General features: G+C 61.5%; 11 protein-coding genes. 6 read left to right on the top strand and 5 right to left on the bottom strand.

Annotated features, from left to right (window positions below; translation table 11 throughout):
• Window positions 1-12 precede the first annotated feature (12 nt).
• Window positions 13-330: a hypothetical protein gene (locus EK373_RS10125; RefSeq protein ID WP_129642542.1), complete on the bottom strand. Its 318-nt coding sequence runs from the start codon at window positions 328-330 to the stop codon at window positions 13-15.
• Between the two features lie 277 nt (window positions 331-607).
• On the opposite strand from EK373_RS10125, the gene EK373_RS10120 reads away from it, so the two are divergent.
• Complete coding sequence (locus tag EK373_RS10120; protein WP_198683198.1) at window positions 608-1,645, top strand: transposase; 1,038 nt, start codon at window positions 608-610, stop codon at window positions 1,643-1,645.
• Window positions 1,646-1,959: 314 nt separating this feature from the next.
• The gene (locus tag EK373_RS10115; protein WP_198683197.1) at window positions 1,960-3,345 is read left to right on the top strand and encodes a PQQ-dependent sugar dehydrogenase; all 1,386 of its coding nucleotides are present in this window, start codon (window positions 1,960-1,962) and stop codon (window positions 3,343-3,345) included.
• Here EK373_RS10115 and EK373_RS10110 read toward each other — a convergent pair.
• Window positions 3,278-4,633, bottom strand: a complete 1,356-nt coding sequence (locus EK373_RS10110; protein WP_129642541.1) for an MATE family efflux transporter — start codon at window positions 4,631-4,633, stop codon at window positions 3,278-3,280. The genes EK373_RS10115 and EK373_RS10110 overlap by 68 nt on opposite strands.
• A gap of 157 nt (window positions 4,634-4,790) precedes the next feature.
• On the opposite strand from EK373_RS10110, the gene trxC reads away from it, so the two are divergent.
• Window positions 4,791-5,249, top strand: coding sequence for a thioredoxin TrxC (gene trxC, locus EK373_RS10105; protein ID WP_129642540.1), 459 nt, complete (start codon window positions 4,791-4,793; stop codon window positions 5,247-5,249).
• A 1-nt stretch (window position 5,250) separates the two neighbouring features.
• On the opposite strand, the gene EK373_RS10100 is transcribed toward trxC, so the two are convergent.
• A complete protein-coding gene (locus EK373_RS10100; protein ID WP_157994304.1) occupies window positions 5,251-6,189 on the bottom strand; it encodes an aldo/keto reductase in 939 nt (312 codons plus the stop codon).
• Between the two features lie 258 nt (window positions 6,190-6,447).
• Here EK373_RS10100 and EK373_RS10095 point away from each other — a divergent pair, with 258 nt between their 5' ends.
• Window positions 6,448-7,431 carry a DUF4394 domain-containing protein gene (locus EK373_RS10095; RefSeq protein ID WP_129642538.1) on the top strand — a complete coding sequence of 328 codons (984 nt, stop codon included), beginning with the start codon at window positions 6,448-6,450 and terminating at the stop codon, window positions 7,429-7,431.
• Between the two features lie 201 nt (window positions 7,432-7,632).
• Window positions 7,633-8,925, top strand: a complete 1,293-nt coding sequence (locus EK373_RS10090; RefSeq protein WP_157994303.1) for a serine hydrolase domain-containing protein — start codon at window positions 7,633-7,635, stop codon at window positions 8,923-8,925.
• Between the two features lie 6 nt (window positions 8,926-8,931).
• On the opposite strand, the gene EK373_RS10085 is transcribed toward EK373_RS10090, so the two are convergent.
• Window positions 8,932-9,996 (bottom strand): NAD-dependent epimerase/dehydratase family protein, encoded by a 1,065-nt coding sequence (locus EK373_RS10085; RefSeq protein ID WP_129642536.1) that lies wholly within the window; start codon window positions 9,994-9,996, stop codon window positions 8,932-8,934.
• Between the two features lie 206 nt (window positions 9,997-10,202).
• On the opposite strand from EK373_RS10085, the gene EK373_RS10080 reads away from it, so the two are divergent.
• On the top strand, window positions 10,203-12,704 hold the full coding sequence (locus EK373_RS10080) for a TonB-dependent receptor plug domain-containing protein (protein WP_129642535.1): 2,502 nt from the start codon (window positions 10,203-10,205) through the stop codon (window positions 12,702-12,704).
• Here EK373_RS10080 and EK373_RS10075 read toward each other — a convergent pair.
• A complete protein-coding gene (locus EK373_RS10075; RefSeq protein WP_129642534.1) occupies window positions 12,701-13,321 on the bottom strand; it encodes a LysE family translocator in 621 nt (206 codons plus the stop codon). The genes EK373_RS10080 and EK373_RS10075 overlap by 4 nt on opposite strands.
• Window positions 13,322-13,429 lie beyond the last annotated feature (108 nt).

The following is a 13,429-nucleotide window of genomic DNA, read 5'->3' as shown; positions in this document are numbered from 1 at the left end:
GGATGTCAGGCGTCAGCGGCCTTCCGCCTTGAGTTGGACACCCACCTTCGCTCCCTCCCCTGCCTTCAGTTGGACACCCACCTTCGCTCCCTCCTCTGCAATCTCCGCGCACTCTCGATACAACGCGCCGTGGGTGTCCAGGGCTTGCGCGCAGAAGCGCATCAACGCCTCCGTCGCGAACTCGATCTCCTGGCTCGACCACCTTCGCAGCAGCGTGCGCTTGTAGTCGACCAGGTAGCTTCGCAGGTACCACTCCGGGCTCTCTTGGACATCCGCCTGTGCGGACACTTTATTCAACAGCTCACCGATCAATTGGATGGGGTCTGGCATACCGACCATGATACAGGGAGTTGCCGGCCGCCGTTTTCCGCGGAGGCGTCGCGGACGACTAGCGAATGACTCGGGCGATAGCCGACCGAACTTGAACGGCCGAACTTGGACACCCATCTATTTCCATTGGCTGCTTCCAACCGACCGCCCTGACATTTCTTCCCGGCTGGCTTTTTTCCTGGACATCCACGCCCGCCTCAGTCCAGATCCCCAGGTACGATTCTGGTCCTATTCTCTAAATACTTGCCGAAATGCCCAGTTATTCAGCATCTACGACATGACCCCGCATTCGATGATGCGGGTCATGGGCTATCCGCGTAAATCGCTCATCTGCCTTGAGGATACGCCGTACTACCACGTCGTCGCGCGATGTGTGCGTCGCGCTTGGCTTTGGGGGTACGACACCTATGCAAGCAAGGACTACTCGCATCGCAAAGCTTGGGTCTTGCAGCGTCTGCGCTATCTCGCCGACGTGTTCTCGATCGACCTGTGCGCGTACGCCATTATGAGCAATCACTATCATCTCGTGCTGCGAGTGGATAGCACGCGGATGTCGCGCCTCAGCCATGACGAGATCGTGACGAGGTGGACTCAGCTCTTCTGCATGCCACCGTTGATCCAGCGTTGGCGCGATGGCCGCGCGAGCACTGCGGAACGAATGATCGCCGAAGAGTTGATCGAGCGCTGGCGGCTGCGACTGATCGATATCAGCTGGTACATGCGTTGCTTGAACGAATATCTGGCGCGGCGAGCCAATGCCGAGGATGAATGCACTGGTCGGTTTTGGGAAGGCCGATTCAAATCGCAGGCGCTGCTCGATGAGACCGGCTTGTTGACGGCCATAACGTATGTCGATCTTAATCCAGTACGTGCCGGCATCGCGACGACGCCTGAGGAGTCCGAGTTCACTTCGATCTATGCACGTTTGCAACAGCTTCGGCATGAACAGGCGGCGCGGGCGCGGAAGAGACAACCGCCACGGGTACCAGCGCAGCCGCCATTGCTTGCCTTTGGCGGGGCGGGCAATTCGAATGCTGCAAGCATTCCGATGAGGTTCCAGGATTACTTGCAACTGCTGGACTGGAGCGCCCGAACGCGTCCTGCTGGCAGGAGGGGCGCCACAGGGCAGGATGTGCCCCATGTTCTCGCTCGATTGCAGATCGAGCCTGAGGCGTGGCTGCGAACGATGCGCTCGGGCGGCAATCTCTTCGGACGCGCCATCGGTCGCATCGAGCGCATGCAATCTCACGCCAGAAAGTTGGGCCAGTCCTGGATACGCGGGATCCACGCGGCGCGGAGGCTACAGCAAGCGTAGTTCCGGCCACGCCCGCGCTTCAGTTCAATCGCGAACTCCGCACCAATGACTATCCCTCAGCTCATCGACGTGGAGCGATGGGCTGCCAGCATCGGCGCTTTACGTCGGTGGGTGTCCAAAATTGGGAGCTTAAGAAAGTCCGGAGCTTTGGAATCGATCGGTGTGCGGTGTCCGGTGTCCGAAAAGATGATGGGGTGTCCAAATTAGGTACGGAAGGATGATGGGTGTCCGGAGAGGATGGATCTGTTGCCTTAGGAACTCCTCCCCCACCCCATCCCTTCCCCATACAACTCCCTTCCTCTGGGACCCTTGTCATGCGCACTCCTACAACATCCGCGACCGCATCATTCACCGCTTCCCTCGTCGCCACGGCCTTTGCAACGGACGCTGCCGAAGTCACAACCCAGATGACGCAGGACCAAGGCTACGGCGCGAACCCCGAGCTGCCCGCGCCAGAGAAATCTCTCATTCCCACTGTAAACGTTGCTGAAGCAAAGCCGTGGGCCGCCGACCAGGCGCCGACACCAGCGAAAGGTCTCGCCGTTTCTCGGTTCGCGTGTGGGCTCGATCATCCGAGGTGGTTGTATGTGCTGCCGAATGGCGATGTGCTCGTTGCGGAGACCAATGCGCCGGAGCGGCCGGAAGATAGCAAAGGCATCAAAGCCTATTTTCAAGACAAGGCCATGAAGAAGGCGGGCGCGAAAGTGCCGAGTGCCAATCGCCTTACGTTACTTCGCGACGCCAACAGCGATGGCAAGCCGGAGCTGCGCACAAAATTCATCGAAGGCTTGAATTCTCCGTTCGGCATGGCGCTGGTGGGGAACGATTTCTATGTCGCGAACACCGACGCGGTGCTGCGCTTCAAGTATGAGATGGGTGTCCAGGAGATCAAACAGCGGGGCATGAAGTTCGTCGATCTGCCCGGCGGCGAGTTGAACCATCACTGGACCAAGAATCTGATCGCGAGTCCGAAGGGCGACAAGTTGTATGCCACGGTTGGCTCGAACAGCAACGTCGCGGAGAACGGCATTCAAGCCGAGGAGAAGCGCGCAGCGATTTGGGAGATCGATCGAGCCACCGCCGAAACACGCGTGTTCGCGTCGGGGCTGCGCAATCCGAACGGCATGGACTGGCAGCCGCAGAGTGGCCTGCTATGGACCGTCGTGAACGAACGCGATGAGATCGGGCACAACCTCGTGCCCGATTATTTGACGTCAGTTCAGGACGGCGGCTTCTACGGCTGGCCGTACAGCTACTATGGCAAGAACGTCGATGAGCGCGTCAAGGAGCAGCGTCCGGACCTGGTCGAGAAAGCGATCGTGCCGGACTATGCGCTCGGCTCGCACACGGCTGCGCTGGGACTGGTCTTCTACAACGGCGACCTGCTGCCGGACAAGTATCGCAACGGCGCATTCATCGGTCAGCACGGCTCATGGAATCGCGAGCCGCGCAGCGGCTACAAAGTGATATTCGTTTCTTTCGCGAACGGCCGCCCGATCGGCATGCCCGAAGAGGTCCTGGGCGGATTCATCGGCTCCAAGGGCGAAGCACGCGGCCGACCGGTTGGAGTGGCGGTCAGCCGCGAGGGTGCGTTGCTGGTTGCCGACGACGTCGGCAATTGCATCTGGCGTGTTACGCCGGCTGCGTCGCAGGTAAGCCAAGCTGCAGACGCATCTGCTTCCGAAGCAAAGTCACGCTGATCACCGCCTGCAAGGCACTCGCTGCGATGGACAGATACCAGACGTGCTCGATCTGGTAGCCCGGCTGCGACGTGAGCCACATCAGCGGCGCGGCATACACCAGCAGTCGCGAGGCCGAGCTGAGCAGCGCGGGCACTGTGTTGCCCAGCGCCTGGAACAAGCCCGAGCAGGTGAAGATCAGCCCGCTCATCACGAAGTTCCAGGAGATCAGGTGCAGGAACAACGCGCCGACTCGGATCACTTCGGGGTCCTTGGAGAAGAACGCCACCAGCGCCTCCGGCCGCCACTGGCACAGCACCATGATCGCCAGCATGATGCTCACGCATTGCACGGAGGCAACACGAAAGGTCTCGCGCACGCGCTCCATGCGCTTGGCCCCGTAATTCTGGCCCGCGATCGGCGCGACCACGAACGCAATCGCCATCGCCGGCATGAAGATGCCTTGCATGATGCGCGAGCCGATGCCGAAGCCGGCCTGAGCCGCCGCGCCGAAGTCACGAATCGCCCAGTAAGTGATCGCGGTGTAAAGAAACATTAACGCAAACTCGCCGCCTGCCGGCAGGCCGACGCTGAGCATGCGCCGCCATACCGCGATGCGCGGCTGCCATTCCTCGGGATGAAAAGAAACGTACTTCTCCAGCCGCCCGAAATAAACAGACAGCAGCACCACGCCGGCAGCAATCGAAATCGTGCTCGCCAGGCCCGCACCGGCGACGCCCATGGCGTAACCCGTGCCCCAGCCGGCGATGAGCACCGGAGCGAGCGCGGTGTTGAGCAGCACCGTCAACACCTGCACGACCATGGTTGGCTTGACGATGCCCGTGCCACGCAATGCCGAGGACATGGCAACTAATGCGAACTGCAGAGCCAGGCCCGGGAAGAACCAATACAAGTAGGCTTTGCCGGCCTCGATCGTCGCCTCGTCCGCCGCGACCGCGCGCAGGTAAGGCTCGGCCATGAGGTAGCCGACGACCAGGACGAACAAGCCGCACAGGGCCGCGATGACCAGCGACTGGTTGAACACCAGGTTGGCATCCTGCTGATCCTTGCGCCCCACCGCGTGCGAGATCAGCGCCACCGTACCGACGCCGAGCACTTGAGTCAGAGCCAGCACGATGAACATGACGTTGCCGGCGGCGCTCACGCCCGCGACGGCCGCGTCACCCAACGCGGCCACGAAGTACAGATCGACGAAGTAATACAGGGTCTGGAACAGCATGCCCGCCGCCGTCGGCACCGCAAGCGAGACCAGGTGCCCGGCGATGGAGCCTTGTGTGAGATCTTTCATGCGCTGTCGGTCATGCGCCGCCCATTCGGGCCGGCCACGGATGCTTCAGAACTGGGGAGGCGCGTATTGTGCTTGAAGTCGGGCCCGGTTGCGGGCTTGTATGCGATTTTTGTCGTCCCCATAACCGGGTGACCCGACTGATCCGGTATCAGACCTCATGAGCGACTCGACCGCTGCCTCCGCCTCCAGCATCCATCTGGTGTGCGGCCATTGCGATTCCGTTGTGCGAATTCCGGCTGACCGCCTCGAGCAGGGGCCGAAGTGTCCGAAATGTCATCACGGGCTGTTCGAGGGCCATCCCCTGGCGCTGACCGCCGCGGCGTTCGAGCGTCACTTGAGCCGCAGCGACCTGCCACTGATCGTGGACTTTTGGGCGCCCTGGTGCGGCCCCTGCAAGATGATGGCTCCGCATTTCGAAGAAGCGACCCGTCGCCTGCAGACCAAGGCGCGTTTCGCGAAGGTCAACTCCGACGACGAGCCGTCACTGTCGGCGCGCTTTGGGATCCGAGGTATCCCGACCCTGATCGTGTTCAAGCAGGGCCGGGAGATCGCGCGTCAGTCCGGCGCGATGGATCTCGGGGGATTGCTACGCTGGCTGCAACCCCACGTGCAGTAGGTCAGCCCGACACGCTGGCCCACAACTCTTCGATCTTCTTGCGACCGGCGGCATCCGGCAGGCGGCCGCGACCGGCGAGCTGATTATCCTTCAGGTGCGTGATCTTGGTCGTCCCCGGGATCACCGCGGTCACGGCCGGGTGCGAGATGTTGTACTTCAAGAACAACTGCGCCCAGCTGGTCACATCGTAATCGGCCGCCCATGCCGGCAACGGCTTGCCCGCAACTTTCGTCAGCACGCTGCCGCGACGGCCGCCTAGCGGCACGTTGGTCAGCACCGCCACGCCCTTCTCCTTCGCGAGCGGCAGAATCTTTTCCTCCGAACCGCGATTGTCGATCGAATAGTCGACCTGCAAGAAGTCGAGCTTCAGCTCGTTGAGCGCCTCGAGCACCTTCGGATACTGATCGTCGGTGGACGTCGTGATGCCGATGTAACGAACCTTCTTGGCTTGTTTCCATTCCTGCAGCTTCGGAAACAGCACGTCGATGGCGTTGAAGTTATGAATCTGCAGCAGGTCGATGCGATCGGTCTGCAAGCGCTGAAAGGCCAGCTCCAGTTCGCCATCGCCCGCGGTCGGCTCGCCGCGAATCAGCGTCTTGGTCGCGAGGAAGATCTGATCGCGATTGCCCAGCTCCTTGAGCAGCTTGCCGATGACGACTTCGGATTCGCCATAGCCGCGCGCGGTGTCGATCACTTTCGCGCCGAGCTTGGGGAAGTTCTCGAGCACTTCGCGCCGCGCGGCGAGCTCTTCGGGCGCCGTGACGCTGTATTGATTGGTGCCAAGGCCAACCACCGGCAGCTTCTCGCCGGTCGAAGGAATGGGTTTGGTGATCGCAGGCAAGCTGTCCGCCGCCTCGGCGATCGCGCCGCTCAATGCAATTCCGACGCCCGCGGCGATGCCGCCGTGAAGAACTTCCCGACGCGTGAACACTGAACTCACAACGGCCTCCGAAAAATGATTCTTCCCCAGGCAGCCACACTGACGAACTTCGACTGACCCCACGATGACTCGAAGCTGACAACAGGCTGACGTCGGACTCGCAATCTGAACGCTGGAGGAGGAGCGCGTTTATGACTTCGACGCACAAACGTTGTCAATAACATCGACGTAACACTGCATCCGACCTCTATTGCGTTACCGAATATTGGCATCGAGAGCACCGCACGCTCCCTCCTTATTCACCAGAGGTCGAAAGTCATGAGATCGACGAGAACTTCAGCGGCATGGGCCGCAGTGGCGGTCGCCACCACGCTGCTCGGCGTGACGATGGTCAACGCGCAAACGCAAACCAGCGTCGTGCCGACGAGCGGCGTCGCGAAAGGCGTTACGCTGCCCAACTCGAGCCTGTATGCGCTGACCAGCGACAACTCGCTGTACATCCTCAAGCCCGGCGCCACTTCGTATGTGCGCGGCGGCCGCGTCGACGTGTCCGACGGCGGCAATCTGATCGGCATCGACTTCCGCCCGGCCGACGGTCAGCTGTATGGCCTGACCGATCGCGGCGGCTTGTACACCATCAACCTGGCGTCGCGGTACTTCGGCGCGAGCACCAAAGTCAGCCAGGTCAATCCGCGCTTCAGCGGCGGCTTCGGCGCGTTGGTCGATTTCAATCCGGTGCTGAATGCATTGCGCATCACTGGCAGCAACGATCAGAACATCGCAGTCGTGAACGACGCCAACGGCGGCAACTTGAACACGACCGCGGTCCAGACCAGATTCACTTATGCGCAGGGCGACGTGAACTTCGGCAAGGATCCGGAGATCGTCGGCGGCGCGTACAACAACAATTTCAACGGCGCGACCGCGACGTTGTTCTACCTGGTCGATCACGACCTGGACACGCTCGTCACCATTTCCGGTAAGAACGCCACCGGCAGCTCCAACACCGGCGCCGGCCTGTTGCAGACCATCGGCTCGTTCGTCGATGAGTACGGCAATGCCCTGAACATGTCGCCGACCACGGATTTCGACATCTACACCGACGCCTACGGCAACAACTTCCTGGTTGGCCAGACCACGCGCCTGCTGTTCTCCATCGATCTGACGCAGATCGATCCAAACCTGCCCCTGGGCAGAACGCAGAAGGTGGTCGTCAGGCGCGGCCAGCCGGCGGCGCTGCCGGGCTCGACCGCGCCTATCACCGGCGGCGTGTTCGACATCGCGGTCGTGCCGCGCCGGTAACTGTGCCGACTGCCAACCTCTGGTGAATCCAGGCCCGGACGCCAACACGAATTTGGGCCACTGACAATCTTCGTTTTCCCGGAAGCCATCGTCGCGGGGCTCGCGGCGGTGGCTCTTTTTTTAGGGATGGCCCTTTTTTTATAGATGCGACTAGTAGGATCATTGCGGTCCGTTCATTTTCGGGCAGCACAAGGACCTTCGATGCGCACACGACTGATAACGACAACATTGCTGGCAGCCCTGCTCAGCAGCGCCACCTTCGCCGGAACACCGCAAACAGAGAGCTGGAACGCACTCAACGGCGCCCGCTCGCAGGTCAGCGCCGCCACCAGCATCTCCAAAGAGCGCCTGGCTCGCATCGATACGTTGATGCAACAGTATGTGGACGAGAACCTGATCGCCGGCGCGGTCGCCTTGATCCTGCAGAACGGCCAGCCCGTGTACCAGCACGCCGCCGGCTGGGCCGACAAGGAAGCCGGCACGCGCATGAGCACCGACACCATCTTCCGGATCGCCTCCCAGACCAAAGCGCTCACCAGCGCCGCCGTCCTGCAATTGCAGGAACAGGGCAAGCTCGTGGTCTCCGATCCCGTCAGCAAGTTCATTCCGGAATTCGCCAAGACCACGGTAATGGTGAACGGCAGCGCCGTGCCCGCGAAGCGGCCCATCACATTGCGCGACCTGTTGACTCACACGGCCGGCATCTCTTACGGCACCAACCCGGAAATCGCCAAGCTCTACAAGGAAAAGGGGCTCGGACCCGCAGCGGGCATAGGCTGGTACACGGCCGATAAGAATGAGCCGATCTGCACGACCATGGAGCGGCTCGGCTCGCTGCCGTTCGTCGCGCAGCCGGGCGAAGCCTGGGTGTACGGCTACAACACCGACATTCTCGGCTGCGTCGTCGAGCGCGCCTCGGGCATGGCGCTGGATGAGTATCTGCGCAAGAACATCACCCAGCCGCTGGGCATGAAGGACACGAACTTCTTCCTGCCGAAGGATCAGCGCAGCCGGCTGGCCGCCGTGTACGGCACGGGCACGAATGGCAAGATCGCGCGCTCCGCAAACGACGCTAAGGGGCAAGGCCACTATGTCGACGGGCCTCGCCGTAGTTTCGCGGGCGGCGCCGGGCTGCTCTCGACCGCCGCAGACTATGCGCGCTTCCTCGAGGCACTCCGCAATGGCGGCACACTCGGCAACGCGCGGATTCTTTCACCCCGCAGCGTCGCGCTGATGACCACCAATCAAATCGGCGACATCTACAACAAGCCCGACATGGGATTCGGTTTTGGCTTCGAGACGGTCGAACGCTTCGGCGCCAACGGCATGGAAGCGCCGGGCGCGTTCGGGTGGGGCGGTGCTTACGGCACCAACTATCGCGTCGATCCCACCTCGGGCCTGGTCGTCGTGCTGATGATTCAGCTCATGCCGAACGGCACCGACTTCCGTGAGAAGTTCGCGAGCATGGTGTATCAGTCGCTACTGCCTCAGTAGTAGCGATTACGCGTCGGTCGCGAACATCGTGATCAATGTGAAGAGTGCAAAAGCTTGCGCCACCGCGCTGACGGTGGCGCTGGCTCGTTCTTGCCGCAACGCGCTTAGCGTTGCGGCAAAACCCTCAGCAAGATCCACCTTGGGCTGCCAGCCCAGAACTGCTTGAGCTTGCCGCGAATCGAACGCTGCATCGTTCAGATAGAAATCCATGCGGCGGCGATAGATCGGCGGATTGATATTGAGCACCTTGCAGGTGTCTTCGACCAGGGCCGCCAACGCCAGCATCGGCTTCAGCGGCAAGCGAGGGCCGAACACCGGGCGGTTCGCGGCCCGCGCAATCGTTTCTAACATTTCGCGCAGCGGCACGGCTTTCGGTCCCGCGACGATCAATTCCTGATTCGCAGCCGTCGGCGCCGTGCACGCCCGCAGGAACGCATCGGCCAGATCGGTCACATAGATCATGTGCCGACGTCCATCGCCCGGACCGAACAGCGGGAAACGCCCCTTCTGCACCGAGCGGAACAGTTTCAACAATCGCTCATCGCGCGGTCCGTAGACGGCGGTTGGGCGGAGAATGACGTACTCCATGCCAGCCGAGGTCGCGATCTCTCGCACCTGTTCGTCGGCCGCAAGTTTACTGCGCTCGTAACTGTTCCAGGGCCGGATCGGCGTGCTCTCGTCGATGGTGCCGGCGACGCGCTGGCCATAGATGCCGGCAGTCCCGCACTGGACGAAACGTTTGACTCCAGCCTCTGCCGCGGCGCGCGCCACATTCGACGTGCCCTCGACATTCATTCGCCGGAAATAACTTTCGTCGGCGCCGGACTCGCGGAACGCGGCGGCAAAGTGGCAAATGCTGTCCGCGCCTTTCACCATGTCGGCAAAGGACTCCGGCTTCAGGACGTCCCCTCGCCGAAGCGATGCGCCGTGTGCGCGTAACCGTTCTATCACCGCTCGGTGCTTGGCTCCGTCGCTGCGATACAGACCGATGACTTCATGGCCGTCCGCCGTCGCTCGCTCGACGAAATGCGCCCCAATGAAACCCGTGGCGCCAGTCACGAAAATCCGCATACATCCGCCGATATTGTTACAAATGCATTTGCAAAAGTTATACGCAACGCATGCAAATGCGTGAGCACATAGATTCGTTCCAGCGTCGGCCAAGTTTTTCTGAACGACGCCGCAGTGGCGCCGAGCGCGCAAAGCACCACACCCGTTGCCATTTCATCACAACCGTATTACATGCTCCCTTGGCCTAAGTCGTTCCGGAGTGACTCATGAACAACAATGCTCCCGGCTCCTTGCGTTTGGCCGCTGGCCTGCCCCTGTTACTGATGACTGCGCCGGCGCTGGCGCAGTCCGCTGGCGAAGGCGCCAAAGAGATCGAACAGGTCATCGTCACTGGCACGCGCGTCGCGAACCGTTCGGCCTTGGACACCGCGGTCCCGGTCGACGTCGTCAGCGGCGAACAATTGCAGAATTTAGGTGTCTCCGAAGTGAGTCAGGCGCTTTCGGTCACCGTTCCTTCGTTCAACTTTCCCCGCCCCGGTCTGAACGATGGCACCGATACGGTGCGCCCGGCGACCTTGCGCGGGCTCGCGCCAGATCAAACATTGGTGCTGGTGAATGGCAAGCGCCGGCATCAATCCGCGTTGATCAACATCAACAACAGCATCGGTCGCGGTTCGACGGCGGTCGATCTGAACACCATTCCGAACGCGATCATCCAGTCCGTCGAAGTGTTGCGAGATGGCGCATCGGCGCAATACGGCTCGGACGCGATCGCCGGCGTGATCAATCTGCGACTGCGCACCGACAACGACGGTGGCGATGCCGGTGTGACTTATGGATGGCGCGAGACCAGTTATGACGTCCTCGTTGGCAGTCCGCCCACGAATCCTCCCGGCGCAAATTTCTCATCACCGCCGAGGCGCAGTCGCGACATGTCCGACGGCGAGACCTTGACGGTGTCGGCCTGGAAAGGTTTGCCGATCGGCACGACCGGCTCGGTGGTCATTGCCGCCGAATACAAAGATCAGGAACACACCGAGCGCGGCGGTTACGACATGCGTCGACAATATCCGCTGGTGAACGGCGCCTACGATCCACGTGAAGTGACTTTCGATCGCTACAACTCGTGGTATGGCGAGCCGGAGCTCGATCAGAAGACGGTGTTCGTCAACGCCGAGTATGAGGTCGCAAGCGGCGCGAGCATCTACGGCTGGGCGAGCTGGCAGGATCGTGACGCGGTGTCGGCAGGCTTCTATCGAATCGCCAGCGACGATCGCAACACCATCCAGATCTATCCCGACGGGTTCCTGCCGCTGATCGCACCGGACGTCGTCGACATTTCGGCGGCCATCGGGACGAGCTGGCGCCTCGGCGAATGGGACATGGACTCGTCGCTGACCTACGGTCGCAACGAAATGGACTATGAGGTGAGGAATTCGTTGAACCGTTCGTTCGGCACCGCCAGCCAGACCACATTCGATTCCGGCGGCTTCGACTACGATCAATTGACCATGAACGTTTCCGGCGTGCGCACGGTCGAGGTTGGCCTCGCCTCGCCGCTCAACATCGCCATTGGCGTTGAAGCACGGCGCGAGACTTTCAGCATCCACGCCGGCGAGCCCGCCTCGTATCTCAACGGCGGCGTCCGCCTGGCCAATGGCAATCCGACGCAGTCGGGCGCGCAAGTGTTTCCTGGCTTCCGGCCCGAGAACGAAGTCGACGAAGACCGCACTGCTGTCGGCGCTTACATCGATCTGGAAGCAAACATTACGGAGAAACTCCTGACATCGGTGGCGCTGCGCGGCGAGAGCTATTCGGACTTCGGTGAGAATCTCGCCGGCAAGCTGTCGTTGCGCTATGACTTCATCCCGCAGTTCGCCATGCGCGCCTCGGTGCAGAATGGTTTCAAGGCGCCGTCACTGCAGCAGCAGTACTTCTCGACCACCTCCACCAACTTCATTGGCGGCTTGCCGTTCGACATCGCGACCTTCCCAGTGAACAACCCGGCGGCGATCGCACTGGGTGCGCAACCGCTGGATGCGGAGGAGTCGTTGAACTACTCACTGGGCGCCGTCGCGCGCCTCGGCGACCTTACGATCACGGTCGACGCCTATCGCATTGATATCGAAGATCGCATCGTGCTGTCGGAGAACCTCACGTCCACCGATGTCGTGAACTATCTCACCAACCTCGGCTTCATCGGCATCGGCGGCGGCCGCTTCTTCATCAACGGCGTCGATACGACCACCGAAGGCGTGGACATCGTGATGAGCTATCCTTGGTCGACGGACGCTGCCGGACGCTTCGACTTCACGGTCACGGCGAACTTCAATTCCACCGATGTCACCAAAGTCCCGACGACGCCGCAGCTGTCGGCGCTGCCCACGCCGCCCATCCTGTTCAATCGGTTCAACGTGTTGAGCTATGAGGAAGGCACGCCCGAGAACAAGTTCGCCGCAGCCATCAACTGGACGCTCGGCGGCTGGGGAGCCACGCTGCGCGCGACCCGGTACGGCGAAGTGTTGTCGCCTGACCCGAATCCGACACTGGACTTCACTTTGTCGGCGACCACACTGGTGGACCTGGAAGCACGGCTCGCAATCACCGAGCACCTCAAGCTGGCGCTCGGCGCGGACAACATCACCGACGAGTATCCCGATCCCCTGCCGCCGCAGAACAATCTCACCGGCACGCAGTCGTTCTCGAACTACTCGCCGTTCGGCCGCTCCGGCCGCTTCGTCTACGGGAGAGTCAACTACTCGTTCTAGCGAGTAGCCACTGCGACGGCGGCGCAAGCCATCGCGGCCCCGGTGCCACGATTGATTCTGCGTACCGCCGTCGCGCTCTTGAATACCTGGCGAGCACGAGCCGCGAGCAATACGTAGGCGCCCAGCGTCAGCGGCAGCAGAATGGAAATCGCCACGACCATCTCAGCAAAGCCGAGCAGCGTCAGCTTTTCGAGCTGCACGACTGTCGGCAGCAGCGCCACGAAGAAGATCATGGTCTTGGGATTGGCGAGTGTCAGCGCCAGACTACCCAGGAACAGCTGCAACGGTTTCTGGCCCGCCTCGATGTCGGGCCCTTGATCCGAGACCGGCGCCGCGGGCGCGGTCCACAGTTTGTACGCGAGATACAACAAGTATGCTGCGCCCGCGTACTTCACCACGACGAACACCGCATGCGCGCTCTGAGCGAGGGCCGCAAGACCCGTTGCCGCAAATGCAAACCAAATGAGATCGCCGACCAGAAAGCCGGCGATGAACGCGGGCGCGCCGCGAGTACCCTTCGCCAGCGAGCGCGCGATGACCGCTGCGACACCTGGCCCCGGCGTGGCCACTGCCAGCATATAGATCGCGGAAAAAACCAACAGACCGTACAAGGACATAATCGCTTCTCCTGCCCGCCATCATCGTTCGAGCCATCCATGCCACGATGTTCGCAGCAATCCCGTATTGAGAATAACCCGAAACACTTCGACGCGCAGTGATCGGCA

The organism is Peristeroidobacter agariperforans, assembly GCF_004138335.1.
GTDB lineage: Bacteria > Pseudomonadota > Gammaproteobacteria > Steroidobacterales > Steroidobacteraceae > Steroidobacter > Steroidobacter agariperforans.
This window is presented reverse-complemented; position numbering and strand designations above follow the sequence as displayed.

Coding starts and splice junctions, on each gene's coding strand:
- EK373_RS10125 (WP_129642542.1), bottom strand. CDS start 330: ATGCCAGACCCCATCCAATTGATCGGTGAGCTGTTGAATAAAGTGTCC.
- EK373_RS10120 (WP_198683198.1), top strand. CDS start 608: ATGACCCCGCATTCGATGATGCGGGTCATGGGCTATCCGCGTAAATCG.
- EK373_RS10115 (WP_198683197.1), top strand. CDS start 1,960: ATGCGCACTCCTACAACATCCGCGACCGCATCATTCACCGCTTCCCTC.
- EK373_RS10110 (WP_129642541.1), bottom strand. CDS start 4,633: ATGAAAGATCTCACACAAGGCTCCATCGCCGGGCACCTGGTCTCGCTT.
- trxC (WP_129642540.1), top strand. CDS start 4,791: ATGAGCGACTCGACCGCTGCCTCCGCCTCCAGCATCCATCTGGTGTGC.
- EK373_RS10095 (WP_129642538.1), top strand. CDS start 6,448: ATGAGATCGACGAGAACTTCAGCGGCATGGGCCGCAGTGGCGGTCGCC.
- EK373_RS10090 (WP_157994303.1), top strand. CDS start 7,633: ATGCGCACACGACTGATAACGACAACATTGCTGGCAGCCCTGCTCAGC.
- EK373_RS10085 (WP_129642536.1), bottom strand. CDS start 9,996: ATGCGGATTTTCGTGACTGGCGCCACGGGTTTCATTGGGGCGCATTTC.
- EK373_RS10080 (WP_129642535.1), top strand. CDS start 10,203: ATGAACAACAATGCTCCCGGCTCCTTGCGTTTGGCCGCTGGCCTGCCC.
- EK373_RS10075 (WP_129642534.1), bottom strand. CDS start 13,321: ATGTCCTTGTACGGTCTGTTGGTTTTTTCCGCGATCTATATGCTGGCA.